The sequence below is a fragment of the Liquorilactobacillus vini DSM 20605 genome (genome assembly GCF_000255495.1).
Lineage (GTDB): Bacteria > Bacillota > Bacilli > Lactobacillales > Lactobacillaceae > Liquorilactobacillus > Liquorilactobacillus vini.
In genome coordinates, this window is the sequence record NZ_AHYZ01000050.1 from 1 (window position 1) to 20,202 (window position 20,202).

16 protein-coding genes and 1 pseudogene are annotated in these 20,202 nt (G+C 38.1%); 16 read left to right on the plus strand and 1 reads right to left on the minus strand.

The genetic code is table 11. The features are described 5' to 3' along the window. The first annotated feature begins 62 nt into the window (after positions 1-62). The 6 genes from ON15_RS02825 to pyrE are packed head-to-tail and all read left to right on the plus strand — an operon-like array spanning position 63 to position 7,383. Positions 63-1,157, plus strand: coding sequence for a carbamoyl phosphate synthase small subunit (locus ON15_RS02825; RefSeq protein WP_010579968.1), 1,095 nt, complete (start codon positions 63-65; stop codon positions 1,155-1,157). Then, complete coding sequence (gene carB / locus ON15_RS02830) at positions 1,141-4,326, plus strand: carbamoyl-phosphate synthase large subunit (protein ID WP_010579969.1); 3,186 nt, start codon at positions 1,141-1,143, stop codon at positions 4,324-4,326. Before ON15_RS02825 ends, carB begins: the two co-directional genes overlap by 17 nt. A 13-nt stretch (positions 4,327-4,339) precedes the next feature. Beyond that, on the plus strand, positions 4,340-5,116 hold the full coding sequence (locus tag ON15_RS02835; RefSeq protein WP_010579970.1) for a dihydroorotate dehydrogenase electron transfer subunit: 777 nt from the start codon (positions 4,340-4,342) through the stop codon (positions 5,114-5,116). Beyond that, positions 5,113-6,057: a dihydroorotate dehydrogenase gene (locus ON15_RS02840; RefSeq protein ID WP_010579971.1), complete on the plus strand. Its 945-nt coding sequence runs from the start codon at positions 5,113-5,115 to the stop codon at positions 6,055-6,057. Before ON15_RS02835 ends, ON15_RS02840 begins: the two co-directional genes overlap by 4 nt. Further along, positions 6,047-6,763 carry an orotidine-5'-phosphate decarboxylase gene (pyrF, locus tag ON15_RS02845; protein WP_010579972.1) on the plus strand — a complete coding sequence of 239 codons (717 nt, stop codon included), beginning with the start codon at positions 6,047-6,049 and terminating at the stop codon, positions 6,761-6,763. Before ON15_RS02840 ends, pyrF begins: the two co-directional genes overlap by 11 nt. Beyond that, on the plus strand, positions 6,760-7,383 hold the full coding sequence (pyrE, locus tag ON15_RS02850) for an orotate phosphoribosyltransferase (protein ID WP_010579973.1): 624 nt from the start codon (positions 6,760-6,762) through the stop codon (positions 7,381-7,383). Before pyrF ends, pyrE begins: the two co-directional genes overlap by 4 nt. A 45-nt stretch (positions 7,384-7,428) precedes the next feature. Here pyrE and ON15_RS02855 read toward each other — a convergent pair whose 3' ends face one another. Further along, positions 7,429-7,749, minus strand: a complete 321-nt coding sequence (locus ON15_RS02855; protein WP_010579974.1) for a thioredoxin family protein — start codon at positions 7,747-7,749, stop codon at positions 7,429-7,431. A gap of 441 nt (positions 7,750-8,190) precedes the next feature. On the opposite strand from ON15_RS02855, the gene arcA reads away from it, so the two are divergent. The 10 genes and pseudogenes from arcA (at position 8,191) to ON15_RS02905 (ending at position 20,086) form a co-directional block, all read left to right on the plus strand. Continuing rightward, positions 8,191-9,426, plus strand: coding sequence for an arginine deiminase (gene arcA / locus ON15_RS02860; RefSeq protein ID WP_010579975.1), 1,236 nt, complete (start codon positions 8,191-8,193; stop codon positions 9,424-9,426). A gap of 21 nt (positions 9,427-9,447) precedes the next feature. Continuing rightward, positions 9,448-10,446: an ornithine carbamoyltransferase gene (gene argF / locus ON15_RS02865; protein ID WP_010579976.1), complete on the plus strand. Its 999-nt coding sequence runs from the start codon at positions 9,448-9,450 to the stop codon at positions 10,444-10,446. 30 nt (positions 10,447-10,476) lie between these two features. Further along, positions 10,477-11,416 (plus strand): annotated as a pseudogene (arcC, locus tag ON15_RS02870) (carbamate kinase). A 77-nt stretch (positions 11,417-11,493) separates the two neighbouring features. Next, a complete protein-coding gene (gene arcD / locus ON15_RS02875) occupies positions 11,494-12,918 on the plus strand; it encodes an arginine-ornithine antiporter (protein ID WP_010579977.1) in 1,425 nt (474 codons plus the stop codon). A gap of 16 nt (positions 12,919-12,934) precedes the next feature. Further along, positions 12,935-13,399 carry an arginine repressor gene (locus tag ON15_RS02880; protein WP_010579978.1) on the plus strand — a complete coding sequence of 155 codons (465 nt, stop codon included), beginning with the start codon at positions 12,935-12,937 and terminating at the stop codon, positions 13,397-13,399. 50 nt (positions 13,400-13,449) lie between these two features. Next, positions 13,450-13,887, plus strand: coding sequence for a nucleoside-diphosphate kinase (locus ON15_RS02885; RefSeq protein ID WP_010579979.1), 438 nt, complete (start codon positions 13,450-13,452; stop codon positions 13,885-13,887). Positions 13,888-13,919: 32 nt separating this feature from the next. Then, a complete protein-coding gene (locus tag ON15_RS02890; RefSeq protein WP_010579980.1) occupies positions 13,920-15,368 on the plus strand; it encodes an amino acid permease in 1,449 nt (482 codons plus the stop codon). 228 nt (positions 15,369-15,596) lie between these two features. Continuing rightward, the gene (locus ON15_RS02895; RefSeq protein ID WP_010579981.1) at positions 15,597-16,376 is read left to right on the plus strand and encodes a tyrosine-protein phosphatase; all 780 of its coding nucleotides are present in this window, start codon (positions 15,597-15,599) and stop codon (positions 16,374-16,376) included. A 53-nt stretch (positions 16,377-16,429) separates the two neighbouring features. Then, complete coding sequence (locus ON15_RS02900; protein WP_010579982.1) at positions 16,430-19,180, plus strand: cation-translocating P-type ATPase; 2,751 nt, start codon at positions 16,430-16,432, stop codon at positions 19,178-19,180. Between the two features lie 15 nt (positions 19,181-19,195). Further along, positions 19,196-20,086: an alpha/beta hydrolase gene (locus tag ON15_RS02905; protein WP_010579983.1), complete on the plus strand. Its 891-nt coding sequence runs from the start codon at positions 19,196-19,198 to the stop codon at positions 20,084-20,086. The last annotated feature ends 116 nt before the right edge of the window (positions 20,087-20,202 follow it).

The following is a 20,202-nucleotide window of genomic DNA, read 5'->3' on the forward strand; positions in this document are numbered from 1 at the left end:
ATGGCATTACTGAGATGACTTTTGTCAGCGGCCGCCTGGTTTATCAAAAGGAGGACTGAAACGTGGAGAGATATTTAGTATTAGAAGACGGTACGATCTTTCAAGGTACGGCTTTTGGTGCTGATCGGTTGACGATTGGTGAAGTCGTTTTTACCACTGGGATGACCGGTTATCAAGAAGCAGTTACCGATCAATCATATGCTGGCCAGATTTTAGTTTTTACTAATCCGCTAATTGGCAATTACGGTGTCAACCTGGATGATTGTGAATCAATCCAACCAGGGTGCTGCGGGGTAGTCTGTCATGAATTAGCTCGCGTTGCTAGTAATTGGCGGCAACAAGGCAGTTTCGCTGACTTCTTGAAACAGATGAATATTCCCGGGATTTCTGGGATTGATACCCGAGCTTTGACCAAACGTCTTAGGGTGGCGGGGACGATGCGCGGTAAATTGACCGCCACCAAACAAGCTGCTAAAGATTCACTGGCTGAACTTAAGCAGGTTGAACCAACTAGCAATTTGACGCCAAAAGTTTCAACGCTCCGTCCTTATCCAAATCCCGGCACGCGGCGCAACGTTGTCGTTGTTGATTTTGGCTTAAAGCATAGCATTTTGCGTGAATTAGCCAAACGTGGCTGCAATACGATTGTGATGCCGTATAATTCAACGGCTTCAGAAATCTTGCAGCTGCATCCTGATGGGGTTTTGTTGTCCAATGGTCCTGGTAACCCTAAAGCTTTACCGCAAGTTTTAGGGATGATCCGCCAGATTCAAGCCAAGCTGCCACTCTTTGGTATTTGTTTGGGTCACCAATTATTTGCTTTAGCTAATGGGGCGGATACCTTTAAGATGAAATTTGGTCATCGTGGTTTTAATCATCCAGTCAAAGAAATCGCTACTGGCAGGATCTTTTTTACTTCGCAAAATCACGGTTATGCAGTTGACCCTAGTTCAATCGACAGTTCAGTATTAAACGTTACTCATACTGAAATCAATGATGGCACTGTTGAGGGGCTACATCATAAAGCTTATCCAGCTTTCAGTGTGCAGTTCCATCCCGACGCTGCTCCAGGTCCGCATGATGCGATGGCTATTTTTGATGATTTTATGCAAATGATCGATTTAAGAAAGGAAGAGCGCAATGCCGAAGAGAACTGATATTCACAAAATTATGGTCATTGGATCGGGGCCCATCATTATTGGTCAAGCAGCTGAATTCGACTATTCTGGAACGCAAGCCTGCTTGGCACTGCGCGAAGAAGGCTATGAAGTCGTTTTAGTCAATTCAAATCCAGCCACCATCATGACTGACAATGCGATTGCTGATCATGTCTATCTTGAACCTTTAACAACCGAGTCGGTTTCGCGGATTATTCGTCAGGAGTATCCAGATGCAATTTTACCAACACTCGGTGGCCAAGTCGGTCTTAACTTAGCCATGTCCTTAGCTAAAACAGGAATTTTAGCTGAATTAGGAATTGAATTATTGGGCACTAAGCTTTCAGCAATCGATCAAGCTGAGGATCGTGAATTATTCAAGGAATTAATGAACAAACTCGCTCAACCGGTTCCACCTTCAAAAACCGTTAATACTACTCAAGAGGCTTTGGATTTTGCTCAAGCGATTGGCTATCCAGTTATTGTGCGGCCAGCTTTTACGATGGGTGGAACTGGCGGAGGCTTGTGTGATACTCCCGAACAGTTGGCAACGATTGCCGCAAATGGTTTGGATCTTTCACCAGTGACTCAATGTTTGATTGAAAAAAGCATTATGGGTTACAAAGAAATCGAATATGAAGTAATGCGCGACCAGGCTGATAATACAATGGTTGTTTGTTGTATGGAGAACCTTGATCCAGTTGGAATCCATACTGGAGATTCGATCGTCTTTTCACCGCCACAAACGTTAAGCGACCGAGAGTATCAAATGCTGCGTGATGTTTCTTTAAAAATCATTCGAGCGTTGAAAATCGAAGGTGGCTGTAATGTTCAACTAGCACTTGATCCAAATAGTTTTCACTATGATGTGATCGAAGTCAATCCCCGGGTCAGCCGTTCTTCAGCTTTAGCATCGAAAGCAACTGGCTATCCAATTGCTAAAATGGCAGCCAAGATTGCCGTTGGGTTGAACTTGGATGAAATCATTAATCCAGTAACTGGAACGACGTATGCCGAGTTTGAACCAGCCTTAGATTATGTTGTAGCCAAAATTCCACGTTGGCCGTTTGATAAGTTTCAAAATGCGGATCGGCGGCTGGGAACTCAAATGAAAGCAACTGGAGAAGTTATGGCGATTGGTCGAACGGCGGAGGAAGCTGTGCAAAAAGCTGTTCGTTCATTAGAAATTGATGAACGCGATTTGTTTTCACCAGCTGCCAAACAAGCCAGTGATGATCAATTGGAAGAAAAGCTGGTCCATCCGCAAGATGATCGTTTATTCTATTTAGCAGAAGCTTTTCGCCGGGGATATACGCTGGATGAAGTTCATGAGTTAACCAAGATCAATTTATACTTTTTGGACATTATCAAACACCTAACAGAATTAGAACAGCAATTAAGCTCTCAGCCTAATAACCAACAATTATTGGCAACGGCTAAACGTTATGGCTTTAGTGATTATACGATCGGCCATTTATGGAATCAATCTGAAGATCAGATTCGACAGTTACGGCTGAGTCAAGGTTTGAAACCAGTGTATAAAATGGTTGATACTTGTGCGGCTGAATTTGACTCAAAAACACCATACTACTACAGTACCTATGATTTAGAAAATGAAAGTCAGCCAAGCGCTAAACAATCAATTTTAGTGATTGGTTCGGGTCCAATTCGAATCGGGCAGGGAGTCGAATTTGACTATGCAACCGTTCATAGTGTGAAAGCAATCCAAAGCCTTGGATATGAAGCAATCGTGATGAACAGCAATCCAGAGACAGTTTCAACCGATTTTTCAGTTTCGGATAAATTATATTTTGAGCCATTAACATTGGAAGATGTTTTAAATGTGATCGAACTTGAACAGCCGCTGGGAGTGATTGTCCAATTTGGTGGGCAAACGGCGATCAACCTAGCTGCTGGTTTAGAGCAGCATGGCGTTAGGATTTTAGGAACTTCAGTTAAGGATTTGGATCAAGCTGAAGATCGTGAATTGTTTGATGAAGTTATCAAGCAATTAGCTTTACGACAGCCAGTAGGGAAGACGGCTACTACGCAAGCTGGCGTTTTACAAAAAGCGCAAGAGATTGGTTATCCAGTTTTAGTTCGGCCAAGCTATGTGCTCGGCGGTCGAGCAATGGAAATTGTCTACAATGAGGTCGAACTGAAGAATTATCTCAAACAAAATGTTACCGCCGCGGCTGATCATCCAATTTTGGTTGATGCTTATTTAGAGGGCCGAGAATGTGAAGTTGATGCGATTTGCGATGGTCGTGATGTTTTGCTGCCGGGAATTATGGAACATATTGAACATGCTGGTGTTCACTCTGGTGATTCAATGGCGGTTTATCCACCGCAGTCGTTCACGCCAGCAATTAAAAACCAGATCGTTGCCGCTACTCAAAAATTGGCAATTGCTTTGAATTGTCGTGGAATCATGAATATTCAATTTATTATTCATCAGAATCAAGCTTATGTAATCGAGGTCAATCCCCGGGCCAGTCGAACGGTTCCTTTTTTAAGTAAAATTACGGGAATTGAGATGGCTCAAGTTGCTACCAAAGTTATTTTAGGTAAAACCTTGCGTGAGCTTGGTTACCAAGCTGGTCTTTATCCAGAAAGCAAAACGATCAACGTCAAAGCGCCAGTCTTCTCATTCAGCAAATTAGCTGAAGTTGACAGTTACCTTGGACCGGAAATGAAATCGACCGGTGAAGTTATGGGCAGTGATCGGACATTTGAAAAAGCCTTGCTGAAAGCTTTTGCCGGTGCAAAAATGAAATTACCGTCGAGTGGCAATGTCTTATTAACGATTGAAAAGCGCGATAAAAAAGCAATTTTGCCATTGGCTCAGCGCTTTAGTCAAATTGGCTATCGGTTGTTAGCAACTGACGGCACCGCTAAGTTTTTAAAAGATCATGGATTAAGAGTTATGAAAGTTGCTAAAATTGGTGAAGTTGCAACTGATGATCCGAATATCTTAGACTTGTTGAAAGCGGGTAAGATTCAACTGGTAATCAATACGATGGGTCACGATCAGGCTGCTACTTCAGCTGGTTTTCAAATCAGACAAATGGCGATTTCACATAACGTCCCACTGTTGACCTCGCTGAATACAGCCGCAGCGTTAGTCCGAGCACTGGAAAATCGGACTTTTGCAACTGATCCATTATAGAAAGGAGCCATTTATGCCAAGTGTCAATAACTTTATCATTCAAGAACAATGTCAATTGACCGCTGATGTATACTTATTGAACTTAAAAACGACTGCTAAACTAAGTGGCTACCACCCAGGAAAATTTGTGATGGTCGAATTGCCAAATGAGCTTTTTCAATTGCGACGGCCATTGGCAATTGCTGATTGTCAAGCAATGCAGGGAAAGTTGAGTTTAATTTATCGAACGGTTGGTCAAGGAACTCATTTGTTAGCGACCCTTAAACCTGGTGTCAAGTTGAATATTCTCGGAGCTTTAGGTAATGGTTTTGCTGATCAAGATCTAGCTGCTAATGATCAAGTTCTTTTGATTGGCGGCGGTACAGGCTTGCCACCATTGATGTTTTTAGCCAAAACATTAGCGCAAAAGGGTTGTCAGGTCACGACAATGGCTGGTTTTCGCACCCGAACACAAATCTTTGGCGCAAAAGTTTTTCAAGCCTGTGGAAAGTTTTTATTAGCGACTGATGATGGAACAGCTGGTGTCCAAGGAACGGTTAAAACTTTATTGGATAATTATTGGTCTGATGAATATTGTCATGTTTATGCTTGCGGGCCTTTGGGGTTATTAAAGACGGTTCAACAGCAATTGGCTGACCGCCGGCTGCCAGTTGATTTATCACTAGAAAGTCGGATGGGCTGTGGCATGGGTGCTTGTGCTGGTTGTATGGTCAGTGTCGGTCACGGTAATTTGAATCAGCATGTTTGTCTAAAAGGGCCAGTCTTTTCAGCAACGGAGGTGAAATTATGAAGCTCAATGAACGGCTAGCAGTTGAATTGCCTGGCTTGAAACTTAAAAATCCAGTCATGCCGGCCAGTGGCTGTTTTGCTTTTGGTGATAATCGTTATGCTGAGATGTTCGATCTGAATCAACTTGGAGCAATCATCATTAAAGCTGCTACGCTGGAACCACGGATTGGCAACCCAATGCCGCGGATTGCGGAAGTTCCTGGGGGTGTTTTGAATGCAGTTGGTTTGCAAAATCCTGGGGTTGATGTGATTTTGCGAACCAAATTACCGGCATTAAAAGCCAAATATCCGAATTTACCAGTTATTGCTAATGTTGCTGGTACGGCTGAAGCTGATTATGTCGAGACTGCTAAGCGTTTAAGTCATTCGGGACTGGTTGATGCGTTAGAATTAAATATTTCTTGCCCAAATGTTCATCGTGGTGGCATGCAGTTTGGTACCGATCCTGTCAGTGCGCAAAATTTAACAGCGGCGGTTAAAACCGTTAGTCCGCTACCAGTTTATGTTAAACTTTCACCAAATGTAACGGACATTGTCGCCATTGCCCGTGCAGTTGAAGCTGGTGGGGCTGATGGATTGAGCATGATCAATACCTTACTAGGGATGCGTTTGGATTTGAAGACTAGGCAGCCGGTTTTAGCCAATCAAACTGGTGGCTTATCGGGACCAGCCATTAAATCGATTGCAGTTCGGATGATATATCAAGTTAAGCAGCAAGTTGATTTGCCAATTATTGCCATGGGTGGAATCAGCAATGCCGAGGATGTTTTGGAAATGTTTTTAGCAGGAGCTAGCGCGGTAGCAATTGGAACGGCGATTTTTCATGATCCACTGATTTTTCCCCATATTTTAGCGGATTTGCCAACTAAAATGGATCAATACCAAATTAAGAGTTTGACGGCTTTGCAGCAGGAAGTGAGGGGTAGAATTAATGAAAATTGAGCGACCGATAATTGCGTTGGATTTTCCTGATAAACAAACAGTTGATAATTTTTTGAAAAAGTTTCCTGCAAATCAGCAATTGTTTGTCAAAATTGGAATGGAATTATTTTACAGTGAAGGTCAGACAATGGTTCAGGAACTGATTGCTGCTGGCCATGATGTTTTTTTGGATCTGAAATGCCATGATATTCCGCATACAGTTGAAGCTGCAATGCGAGTAATCGGCAAATTAGGTGTCAAGCTGACAACAATTCATGCTAGTGGTGGGACGCCAATGATGGAGGCAGCCGTTTCTGGCCTGGTGGATGGCAGTAATGGTGATCCATCAGCTAAAATTTTAGCTATCACCCAATTGACTTCAACAACTGAAAAACAATTGCAACGAGAACAACTGGTAACTGCTTCAATGCAAACCAGCGTGCTGAACTATGCTGCTTTAGCCCAGCAAGCTGGCTTGGGCGGTGTGGTTTGTTCTGCTTGGGAGGCAGCGGCAATTCAAGCACAAAGCCAACCTAATTTTTTGCGGGTCACTCCGGGAATTCGGTTAGCTGGCAACAGCCATGATGATCAAAAAAGGGTTATGACACCAGATCAGGCAGCTAGCAACGGCAGTAGTGCAATCGTCGTTGGCCGAGCAATTACCCAAGCTGCTGATCCAGTGGCAGCATATCAATTAGTTGAAAAATTATGGAGGAAACAAGTATGAAACAAGTAGCAGCTGATTTATTGAAAATTAAGGCCGTCAGTCTTTCGCCGCAACAGCCTTTTACGTGGGCTAGTGGAATTAAAAGCCCGATATATTGCGACAATCGTTTAACCATCAGTTATCCGCTGATCCGCCAAAGGATTGCGAGTGGCTTGACAGCTTTAATCAAACAGAGCTTTCCAGAAGCTGAAGTGATTGCCGGAACCGCCACGGCTGGTATCCCACACGCTGCTTGGGTAGCTGATCGTTTAAATCTGCCGATGGTCTATGTTCGTTCCAAACCAAAAGATCACGGACAAGGACACCAGATCGAAGGAGTTTTGCGGCCTGGTCAAAAAACAGTTTTGATCGATGATTTGATTTCAACTGGCGGCAGTGTGTTAAAAGCCGTCACAGCTGCTCAAAAAGAACAGGCAAAAGTAATTGGAGTGGTTGGAATTTTTAGTTACCAATTATCAGCTGCCAAGCAAAATTTTGCAGCAGCGCAAATTCCATTTTTCACTTTGACCAATTACCATGAATTGATCGAAGTCGCAAAGCAAGAAAAATATATTGATGAACAGGAATTGAAATTATTGTACGCTTGGCATCAAGATCCAACTGATTGGCAACAAAGTTAAGAAAAGCAGTTCAAGATTGAAAAAATCTTGAACTGCTTTTTTTTTTTACAAATATTGTTTGATTCGTTGTGCTAAAGCAGGTTCCGGAATAAAGCCAGTAATTCGATCAACAATTTTACCATCCTTAGTTAGGATAAAGGTGGGAATGCCTTGAATTTGCAATTGCTGGGCAATAGCAGGACTATGATCAACATCAAGCGATTTAAACCCAACTGTCGCAAATTCAGGATTTTCTGATAAATGAGCTAAAATCGGCTTCATCATTTGACATGGTGGACACCAAACAGCATTAAAGTCAATTAAATTTACACCTTGACTGATTTCTTCTTGAAAATTCGTATCAGAAATTTCTTTTACTTTTGACAAAATGATCCTCCTTGTTATTACCACATAGGGTATATTTAAACTATACTAAATTTTACACAATTATCAACTACAAGTCAATACATTTCCATTTTACCCTTCTGTGGTATTGAATAAATTTAAATTTAGTAAGCAAATTTGTAATAGCAACTTTAATTTCTATTTGTTTTAAATAATTTTTGCAATTAAAAAATATAGCTAATTTAAATCAATGTTCTAATTATTTTTTAATAATTGGTATATTTTTTTTATGCAATAATTTATGCACGATTTTTATAAATAGTAGTTAATTTTTACTTGTTATGTATAAACAAGATGTTTATACATTTGAATAAATAAAAGACTTGTACAACCAGAAAGCGCCTATAAATCAGCCATTGACATCGGTTACACAGATGTAATAACATAAAAATGTAATAAAAATATACAGGAGGTTGATTGAAAATGTCTAAATCAATAAATGTTAAATCAGAAATTGGTAAACTAAAATCTGTAATCTTAAAGAGACCAGGAAAGGAAATTGAAAATATCACTCCGGAGACAATGCCACGGTTGTTATTTGATGATATTCCTTACTTACCGATAGCTCAAAAAGAACATGATGAATTTGCACAGGTTCTAAAAACAAATGGTGTTGAAGTTTTATATTTAGATGATTTAGTTTCAGAATCAATAACCACTTCTGAAGTGAAAAGAGAATTTCTAAATCGTATGATCGCAGAGTCCGGATTTAAGGAAGAAAGCGAAACCGCCAATACTCTTTTTGAGTATTTAAACAATATGGGCAATTTGGAAATGGTTACTCACATTATGGAAGGAGTTCGAAAAGATGAAGTTGAACTGAGTTCGTTAGATCTGAAAGAAGCATCTGGGGACAAAGCATATCCATTTTTAATGGATCCAATGCCTAATTTGTACTTTACAAGAGATCCTGCTGCTGCAATTGGAAATGGATTAAGCATTAACAAAATGACATATAAAGCTCGTCAAAGAGAATCACTATTTATGGAATATATCATTTCTAACCATCCAAAATTTGCAAATCAAGGTGTTCAGGTTTGGAGAAATCGGAATCATTTTAATCATATTGAAGGTGGTGATGAATTAGTTCTAAATGATCATGTTTTGGCAATTGGTATTTCTCAAAGAACGACAGCAGAAGCAATTGAGGATATTGCCAAAAGTTTGTTCACAAAAAATTCAGGATATGACACAGTTTTAGCAATTAAAATCCCGCATAATCATGCAATGATGCATTTAGATACAGTCTTTACAATGATTAATTACGATCAGTTTACAGTGCATCCAGCAATTCTAAATCAGAATCAGCAGATTGATATTTGGATTATGCATCCTAAAGGCCAAGGGGTATCAGTTAAGCACGAACGTAATCTAAAAGAAGTTTTGAAGGTAGCTCTTAAATTGGATGATTTGGATTTGATTCCGACTGGTAATGGTGATCCAATTGTTGCCCCTCGTGAACAATGGAATGATGGCTCAAACACTTTAGCAATTGCACCTGGAGAAGTCGTTACTTATGATCGCAACTATGTATCAAATGACATTTTAAGAAAGCATGGTTTGCATGTTCATGAAATTCAATCTAGTGAATTATCCCGTGGACGTGGCGGCCCACGTTGTATGTCAATGCCAATTTATCGTGAAGATTTGAAAAAATAATTAATAAAGGAGAAAAAGAATATGTTTAATGTACGCAATAAGAATTATTTAACCTTAATGGATTATACGCCCAAAGAAGTTAGGTACTTGCTTAACTTAGCAGAAGATTTGAAGAAAGCTAAATATACCGGAACAGAACAACCAATGCTTGAGGGTAAAAACATTGCTTTAATTTTTGAAAAAAGTTCAACTAGGACGCGCTGTTCATTTGAAGTAGCGGCTCATGATCAAGGAGCACATGTTACTTATCTTGGCCCATCGGGAAGTCATATGGGGCATAAAGAATCAGTCAAAGATACTGCGCGTGTTTTGGGAAGGATGTTTGATGGAATTGAATATCGTGGATTTTCACAAAGAACGGTTGAAACATTAGCGGAGTATTCTGGAGTTCCGGTTTGGAATGGTTTAACTGATGAGGATCATCCAACTCAAGTTTTAGCTGATTTTTTGACAGCTAAAGAGATCTTAAAGAAAGATTACAAGGATCTTAAATTTGTTTTTGTAGGTGATGGACGTGACAACGTTTCGAATGCTTTGATGATTGGCGCTGCCAAAATGGGAATGACCTATCACGTAGTATGTCCAAAGGAATTACAACCATCTGCAGAACTCTTAGCGAAAACTAATGAAATTACTCAAAAGACTGGTGCTCAGATTAAGGTATTTAACGATATTGCCGAAGGCGTTGATCAAGCAGATGTTATCTATACAGATGTTTGGGTGTCAATGGGTGAACCAAATAGCATTTGGAAAGAAAGAATTAATTTATTACGGCCTTATCAAGTTAACCGATCAGTCTTGGATAAGACTGATAATCCAAATGTAATTTTTGAGCATTGCTTACCAGCATTTCATAATACTGAGACTGAAGTTGGAAAGAAGATTTCAAAACAGTTTGGTTTAAATGAGATGGAAGTTACAGATGAAGTTTTTGAAAGCAAAAATTCTGTAGTTTTTGAAGAAGCCGAAAATAGGATGCATACAATCAAAGCAGTAATGGTAGCTACTTTGGGCAAATAATAAACAAAAGTTTGAAAGAAGGTTTTCTTTATGAAGAAAATTGTTGTCGCTTTAGGGGGCAATGCAATTTTATCTAAGGATGCAAGTGCAAAATCTCAACAAGAAGCAATAAAAAAAACTGTTAACGTTTTAGTTGAATTTATTAAACGAGGTCATCAACTAGTAATTACACATGGTAATGGACCTCAAGTTGGTAATTTGCTACTTCAGCAGATTGCAGAAAGTACAGCCAAAAATCCAGTAATGCCCTTAGATACAATTGGTGCTATGACAGAGGGCAGTATTGGATATTGGATGCAACAAGCATTTAATGAAGTTCTGGAAAAAAGAAAACATTCATAAGAAAGCTGCAACTATAATCACTCAAACCGAAGTTTCAGCTGATGATCCAGCCTTCAAAAATCCTTCAAAACCAATTGGACCTTTTTATCAAAAAGAGGAAGCGGAACAAGAGCAAAAAAAGCATCCTGATTATATATTTGTTGAAGATGCTGGCCGAGGTTATCGACGCGTTGTACCATCTCCAATTCCTAAAGAAGTAGTTGAGTATCCTGCTGTTTCTGCAATGCTTAAAGAAGACTTGATTCCAATTGCTGCTGGTGGTGGTGGAATTCCAGTTTCAAAAGATGCTGAAGGTAACTTTATTGGTCAGGAAGCTGTGATCGATAAAGATTATGGTGCTGCCAAGTTAGCCGAAAATATTAAAGCGGATGAACTGATTATCCTGACGGCAGTTGATTATGTATTTGTAAACTTTAATAAGCCAAATCAATCAAAGTTAACTAATGTCACTGTTAGTGAGTTAAAACATTACATTGCTGAAGATCAATTTGCTAAAGGAAGCATGTTACCTAAGATAAATGCAGCAATTGAGTTCGTCGAGAAAACAGATGGGAAAGCAATAATTACTTCGCTAGATAATGTTAAACAGTTACTTGAAAAGGGAGTAGGCACAATTATTTCAAAATAGCATAAAAAAGGGGGATCAAGAAAGCTAGCATCGTACTTTTAATATGATTCCCCTTTTTTTAAAGGAGGTCGGAAGTTATGGAAGTAAAAAAACTTAATTTGATTGAATTAATTGGTCTAGTTGTGGGGTCAATTATTGGTGGTGGAATATTTAATCTTATGAGTGACATGTCAAGATCTGCTTCAGCTGGGTCGCAAATTATTGGTTGGATTATTACAGCAATTGGCATGATTTCATTAGCTCTGAGTTTTCAAAACTTGAATATGAAGCGCCCTGATTTAGATGCTGGAATTTATAGTTATGCAGAAGCAGGATTTGGAAAATATATGGGATTTAATTCAGCATGGGGCTACTGGATTTCTGCCTGGTTGGGAAACGTGGGATATGCAACATTATTAATGAGTTCTGTTGGATATTTTTTCCCAATCTTTGGAAGTGGTCAAAATATTTATTCAATCATAGTAGCCTCGTTAATACTCTGGATCTGTCATTTCTTGATTTTGCAAGGTATAAAATCGGCTTCTTTTGTAAATACAATTTTAACAGTTGCTAAATTGATCCCAATTGGAGTTTTTCTAGTTATCATGCTAATTTCTTTTAAATTAGGCATTTTTACAGTGGATTTTTGGGGAACTGTATCGCAAAATTTTGAATTAAAACCGGTCATGTCTCAAGTGAAAGGCACAATGCTGGTAACTGTTTGGGTCTTTATTGGTATTGAAGGAGCAGTCTTATTCTCAGGTCAAGCCAAAAAAAGATCAGATGTTGGGAAAGCAACTATCTTTGGAATTATTACGGTCATCCTGATTTACATGTTAGTTACTTTGCTTTCATTAGGCGTAATGAATGGAGCTGAGTTATCCAAGCTTCGGCAACCTTCAATGGCATATTTATTAGAGTCAGTTGTCGGTAAATGGGGAGCAGTTTTGGTTAATCTAGGCTTAATTGTTTCAGTGGTTGGTGCCTGGCTTTCATGGACAATGTTTGCCGGACAATTGCCTTATGAAGCTGCTAAAAATGGCACATTTCCGAAATTTTTTGCTAAAGAGAATAAAAATGGAGCACCAATTAATTCACTATTATTAACCAATGTTTTAATTCAAATTTTCTTCTTTACTTTTCTAATTTCAAGCCGAGCTTATAATTTCTTTTATTCCCTTGCAAGTTCTGCAATATTAATTCCATATGCTTTTTCAGGTTTTTACCAACTGAAATTTTCACTGAGTGAGGATAATAAGGCTGAAGGAAAACCAAAAAATATAATTATTGGCGTAGTTGCAAGTGTTTATGCGTGCTGGTTGATTTATGCAGCTGGGTTAAAATATTTACTTTTAACAACATTGCTTTTTGCACCGGGAATAATTTTTTATTATCAATTGCAAAGAAAAGATAACAAAGCTGAGAAAACATTTAGTAAAATCGAACTGGGAATTGCAGCTTTAATAGTTATATGTGCAATATATGCACTTTATCAAATATTAATTGGGAAAATAACTTTTTAATTAGGGGGTAATTAATTTGGAAAATGATAAAAGGAGAAAATTAATCCAACTTCTAATTAACAAGAAGAAGATCTCTACACAGCAGGAACTGATTGAGCAGTTAAAGGAAAATGGCGTCGAAGTAACTCAGGCAACAATATCAAGAGATATTCGATCCTTAAATATAGTAAAAAAAAGGGACGATAAAGGGTTAATTTATTATGCCCAAGCACAAGTATCAAAGGAAAATATGATTTGGAAATTCTATGAAACAGTTGAGCAATATGTCTATAATGTTCAAAGAATTGAATATATAAATGTTATTCATACGGTTCCTAATTTTGCTAATGTTTTGACTGCATTGCTTGATAGTTTAGAAATTCCTGAAGTTACAGGCAGTGTCGCGGGGTATGATACGATTATGATTATCAGTTCAAGCATTGATGATGCTATGGTTGTAGAAAAGTTATTTGAGGATCACATTGATGCAAGTTTAAAATGATTTTTCTTGATGTAATATTTAATAATAACACTCACGGGAAGTAATGAATTATGAAAAATTTTGAACGGTCTTGCGTGATTATCAAACCGGATAGTGTTGAAAAAAGATTAATCGGCAAAATTTTAGAAAAAATTGAAAATACTTCATTTAATCTAGAAAGTATGGAATTGACCTATGCATCTGAAAGACAGTTAGTTGAACATTATAAAAATTTAAAGAATAGAGAGTTTTTTAGAGATTTAATAAAGTATATGTTATCAGGACCAATAATTGTATTAAGGGTCTCTGGTGATAATGCAATTGATGAATTGCATAAACTAGCAGGAAATACAGATCCAAATTTGGCACAGCCGGAAACCATAAGAGGAAATTTATCAGTGTATGGTGGCGATAAGATGCATAATTTTATTCATACTTCCGATTCTAAACAAAATGCTATTAATGAATTGAATATTTGGTTTGATGAAGATAGACCTTGTAACTTGTAAAATTAATAAATTATTGGAAGGTGTATCTGGATATGAAGGAAGACACAGTTCCAAAAATTAATAGTAAGAATCATGTTAAAAGAGTTTTAAAGACAAGACACTTATCTATGATTGCTTTAGGTGGAAGCATTGGAACAGGATTGTTTGTTGCTAGTGGACTTACAATTAGTTCAGCAGGACCAGGAGGAGCTTTAGTTGCTTATATCTCAGTTGGTATTATGGTATATTTTTTAATGACTAGTCTTGGTGAGATGGCTACATATATGCCAATTAGTGGATCATTTGCTTCTTATGCTGGAAAATTTGTTGATCCTGCATTAGGATTTGCATTGGGCTGGAATTATTGGCTTAACTGGGTAATAACCTTGGCAGTAGATATTACTACCGTTAGCATAATAATCAAATTTTGGTTACCTAATAGTCCTACTTGGATTTTTAGTTTGTTGGCTTTAGGAGTAATGTTTGTTATCAATATTATCTCTGCTCGTTCTTTTGCAGAAACTGAGTATTGGTTATCGCTGATTAAAATTTTGGTTATACTGATTTTTATATTTTTAGGTTTTCTGATGATTTTTGGAAAATTAAAACAACCATTTACAGGAATGCAAAATTTTACTTATAAAAAAGCTCCATTTTTGGGTCTTTTACCAATGCTGGGGGCATTTTCAACAGCTGCTTTTTCGTTTCAGGGAACGGAACTTATTGGAATAACGGCTGGTGAATCAGATAATCCGGAAGAAAGTATACCTAAAGCAACAAAGCAAATTTTCTGGAGAATTCTATTATTTTATATCTTGTCAATTTTCGTGATTTCATGTTTAATTCCATATGATAGTCCTTTCTTATTAGGATCAAGCACTAAAGATATTGCAATAAGCCCATTTACATTAGTCTTTAAACAATCAGGTTTAAATTCGGCAGCAAGTATAATGAATTTTGTGATTTTAATATCGGTTTTATCATCAGCTAATTCCGGTATTTATGCAGCAACTCGGATGCTTTACTCACTTTCATATCATGAAGGAGCGCTATCAATCTTTATAAGAACAAATAAACGAGGTGTGCCAAGTTTAGCTTTGTTTGTAACAACATTTATCGGATTATTAATCTTCTTTATGAATTTTTTTGAAGTAAGAATTTATGATTTTTTGGTTACTGCTAGTGGTTTAACAGGATTTATTGCCTGGTTGGGAATTTCTATCTCACATTTGCGCTTTAGAATGGTATTAAAGAAAAAAAATATACCATTAAATAGTTTAAAATACCGTGCTAAGTTTTTTCCTTTGGGACCAATTTTGTCAACTCTAATTTGTATTATGATTATTTTAGAAAAAGGAGTTGAACTGACAATTGATTTTAATTGGTATGAGCTTCTGATTACGTACTCTTGCATACCAATATTTTTAATTCTGTTTTTAGGATACAAGTTAAAACATCATACAAAGTTGATACCTCTGAATGATGTTAATATAAAAAAATAAGAAAGTTTATCAAAAAGATAGAGCTAATATTGTTTTAAATATTGGTTCTATTTTTATTTTAAAAAAATCAGCAAATAGAAAAAGTTAATTTAGAGAGTCTTTGATTTTAGAGAACAAAATTGATGAGGCTCTTTAATCTGTAGAAAATATCTCAAAAAATAATAATTAACTGTTTGTTTTTGCGCTTAAAAGATTTACAATAATTTTGAAGTAAAGGAGTGGATCAATATGCATTCAGAAAGACTTTTACCAGTCGCGGGCAGCGTTAATTTACGTGAATTAGGTGGATATCCAACCCATGATGGTCAAATGGTTCGCTGGCAAAAAATTTTACGTGCTGGTGACTTAAGCCACCTTACACGTTATGGCCGTTTTCAATTAGCACATTATGGCCTGAAGTATGATATTGATTTACGTTCACCGCGTGAAAGAAATTATGCTCCTGACAAGATTCCAGAGCAAGCAGTCTTTCGGTCTTATCCGGTTTATCCAACTGATGACCAAGAAGATGATGGAGATCTGCCGCTTATTGAACTTCAAGCTCAAAGTCAGGCAACACTAGAAACTGATCCTTACCAGCTGATGGTTTTTGATTCCCATTCACAATTAGCTTTCCGTTGTTTATTTAAAGATCTACTGGCCAATGATCAACCAAAGCAGTCATTGTTGTTTCATTGTGCAGCTGGTAAGGATCGGACTGGAATCGCCAGTTTTTTGATTCTTTCAGCTTTAGGAGTAGATTATCAAATAATTCGTCAAGATTATTTATTGACTAATATTATCTATTCTGCTGCCGATCAGGATCAATTGCGAAAGAAGCTGAAGAACAAAAATGCCGCTGAGTTTATTAATCGAATGAATGCTTCGTTTTCGGTCTTAGGTGAGGAGTTAGATCAGGTTCAAGCGGCCATTGTTGAAAAATATAGGACGATCGATCAATATTTACAGACTGTCATGCAGTTAAGTGAAGGTGATCTTGATTTATTGCGGAAAATTTATTTAGAATAATTTACCGTAGTAAGGTTTTGACGTAAGTGTTTGTAAGGAAGAAGTGATTTGAGATGAAAGATGATCAAGGAAAAGCTCAAATATACGCACAAAAGGATCTTACGGAATTATTTCAAGAGTTGGCTTCTAGTCCAACTGGTTTAACAGCACAAGTTGCTGCGGATCGATTACAAAAAAATGGTTTAAATACGATTCAAAAAATTAAGCGTCAGCCTGAATGGCAGAACTTTTTAAAAAATTTTATTAGTTTAATGGCTTGTCTATTGTGGGTCAGCGGCCTGATCGCAATTTTTTCTGGCACGACTGAACTAGGAATTGCAATTTGGTGTGTGAATGTGATTAATGGCTTATTTAGTTATTATCAACAGCATGCTGCACAAAAGGCTACCGATTCAATGCTTAAAATGTTGCCAAATTATACGCAAGTCATCCGTGATGGCAAGCAGCAGCAAATTGATGCTAGTCAGATAGTTGTCGGAGATGTGTTTTTACTGAGTGCTGGTGATTCAATACCAGCAGATGCGCGATTATTGGAAACTAATTCCCTGCAGATCGATGAATCAGCATTAACTGGTGAATCTGTACCAGCAACTAAGGATGCCGTTTATCAGGGCTCAGATTCTGATCAATTATCGGTCAATAATTTAGTTTATGCTGGTACATCAGCTGTTAATGGTTCGGCTAAAGCAATTGTTTTTGCGACTGGCATGCAAACTGAATTTGGCAAAATTGCACAGCTGACGCATCAACAAAAAAAGACTATCAGTCCATTACAGTTAGAATTAAATCGGCTGACCAAGCAATTGTCAATCATTGCTCTCTCGATTGGGGCGGCTTTTTTCGTGGCATCGATCTTTTTCGTACATTATCCGCCAGCACAGGCCTTTATCTTTGCCTTAGGGATGATCGTTGCATTTATTCCTGAAGGATTATTGCCAACAGTTACCTTGTCTTTAGCACAGGGAGTTCGGCGAATGGCGCAAAAACACGCTTTGGTCAAAGAACTTAACAGCATTGAAACCCTGGGTGAAGCAACGGTAATTTGTTCTGATAAAACTGGGACGCTGACCCAAAATCAGATGACGATCAATCATCTTTGGACTCCAGAACATGATTATCAGCTAACAGGTGAAGGTTATGAGGTTAATGGTCAGATCATGTTAGACCAGCAGTCAGCTGATTTGACAGATCCTGATTTGCAGCAAATGCTCAAAATTATGGCTTTGGATAATGATGCTAAGTTGCAAACTAGTTTTGATCAGCAAGGGCAGACTTTAGGTACACCAACGGAAAGGGCATTATTGATTGCTGCTTTAAAGTCAAAGTTAAATTTGCAGCAATTGGCTGAAAAATTGCCAAAACTTCAAACCTTTCCTTTTGATTCAATCAGGAAAAGAATGTCGACCGTTCATCAACTGGGTTCACAGTGGCAATTAGTATTAGTCAAAGGTGCTTTAAGTGAAACACTGCCATTATGCAGCCAAATTCAATTAAATGGTCAAGTTAAGTCATTAACCACCGAGCTACGGCAACAGATTTTAGCAGCTAATGCGCAGTATGCGGCTCAGGGATTACGTTCTTTGTGTTTAGCATATAAGAAAATTTCTAGTTCGCAGCAGCAATTGGATTTAACTGAAGCTGAAAGCAATTTAATTTTTGTCGGCTTAGCAGTCATGATGGATCCGCCAAGGCCAGAAGTCTATCAGGCAGTTCAAAAATGCCATCAAGCTAAGATTAAAATCATCATGGTGACCGGTGACAGCCCCCTGACAGCTAAGGCCGTTGCGGTCAAAATTGGAATCACGGGACCAAATCCGCGCGTTGTAACTGGTGAGCAACTGGAAAAAATGTCAGCAACACAGTTAAAAGAAGTTTTAAAAGGTGATGTGATTTTTGCCCGGGTTGCGCCGGAACATAAATATCGAATTGTGTCTAGTTTGCAACAGTGTGGGCACGTTGTTGCATCGACTGGTGATGGCGTCAATGATGCACCAGCTTTAAAAAAAGCAGATATTGGTGTTGCAATGGGAAAATTAGGCACCGATGTAGCTAAAGATGCTGCTGATATGATTTTGACTGATGATAACTTTGCTTCGATTGTTGCAGCAATTGAGGAGGGAAGAGCAGTTTACAGCAATATCCAAAAATTCTTGCTGTATATTTTAAATTCCAATGTACCAGAAGCATTTCCTTCCGCTTTATTTCTTTTTAGTGGCGGGTTGATTCCGCTGCCGTTGACGGTCATGCAGATTTTAACAGTTGATTTAGGAACCGATATGTTGCCGGCTTTAGGCTTAGGCGCAGAGCGAGCCGAACCGGATGTGATGCAGAAACCACCACGTTCTCGCCAATCACACCTGTTAAAGAAGTCTTTGATTTGGCGGGCTTTTGGTTGGTATGGCTTGTTAGCTAGTTTAATTTCGACTTTTGCTTATTTCTATACCAATTATGTTTCTGGCTGGCCGAATAAGGCTTTAGCTGCTAACGGTTCAGTTTATCTTGAAGCAACGACGATGACTTTAGCCGCGATTGTTTTTTGCCAGATTGCTGCCGTTTTAAATTGCCGAACAGAAAACATGTCGGTTTTCAAAATTGGTCTTTTCAGTAACCATCAGATTTGGATTGGAATCATCTTTGAAATCTTATTATTAAATATTTTGATTTATTTACCTTTCTTACAAGGGATCTTTAACACTACCGCAATCGGTCTCAAAGAATGGTTATTTTTAGTTGCGATTCCAATCCCAATTTTTTTATTAGAGGAATTACGGAAGCTTATCAATCGACACTGGCAACGAACTTAATCAAAGGAGCATGTTATGATTACTAAAAGCTTACAGGAAAAAATTAGTACTGCCCGGAGAGCCTGGAAAAAGGGAGACGATCAGCGGGATGCAGGCTTGACCAAGCAAGTCAGCGGAATCAAGCGTTTTGATAATTTAGTTTATGGTCCGGCTGGTCAATGGAATTTGGCTGATATTTACCGGCTGGATAATGAAAGAACCTTGCCAGTGATCGTTAACATTCATGGAGGCGGCTGGTTTTATGGCACTAAAGAAACTTATCAATTTTACTGCTTAACCTTGGCTCAAAGTGGCTTTGCAGTGGTAAACTTTAATTATCGTTTGGCTCCAGAAACACCATATCCAGGTGCAATTCAAGATGTTGTTCGATTAATGAGCTGGTTGGCGTACAACAAGACAAGCTATCATTTGGATTTGAATAATGTTTATTTGGTTGGTGACAGCGCTGGTGGTCAATTGACAGAGCAATATTTAGCGATTGACAGTAATCCAGTGTATCGTCAGCTTTGTGGTTTTTCGCGACCGCTGTTAAAAATTAGAGCGGCTGCACTAAATTGCGGTGTTTATTTTTTGCCTGAGGCGCATTTTCAACCAGATGATTTAGAAACAGCCTATTTTCAGCCAGCGTTAGTTGCCAAGTATCGGCGGCAGCTTGAAGTCGAAAAATATTTAACAACCGCGTTACCACCAATTTTTCTGATGACTGCTAATCAGGATTTTTTACGTGAAAAAACAGTGCAATTAGATCAATGGCTAAATAAGAATCAAATTGTCCATTGCTTCAAACTTTATGGTGACACGCAGCAACCACGTTTTCATGATTTTCAGATCAATCAAAAAGATCAAATTGCTACGCAGTGCAATCAAGCTGAAATTGCATTTTTTAAAACTTATTTGCTTAAATAATGCTAATTTTTTAGCTTGTAGTAATTTTCATTTTAAAGACTTTTTGATGAAATTATGTATTTATAAAACTTTTAAATCTTAAAAGCGCTTTTATTAGTTGATAGTTAACATGGTTT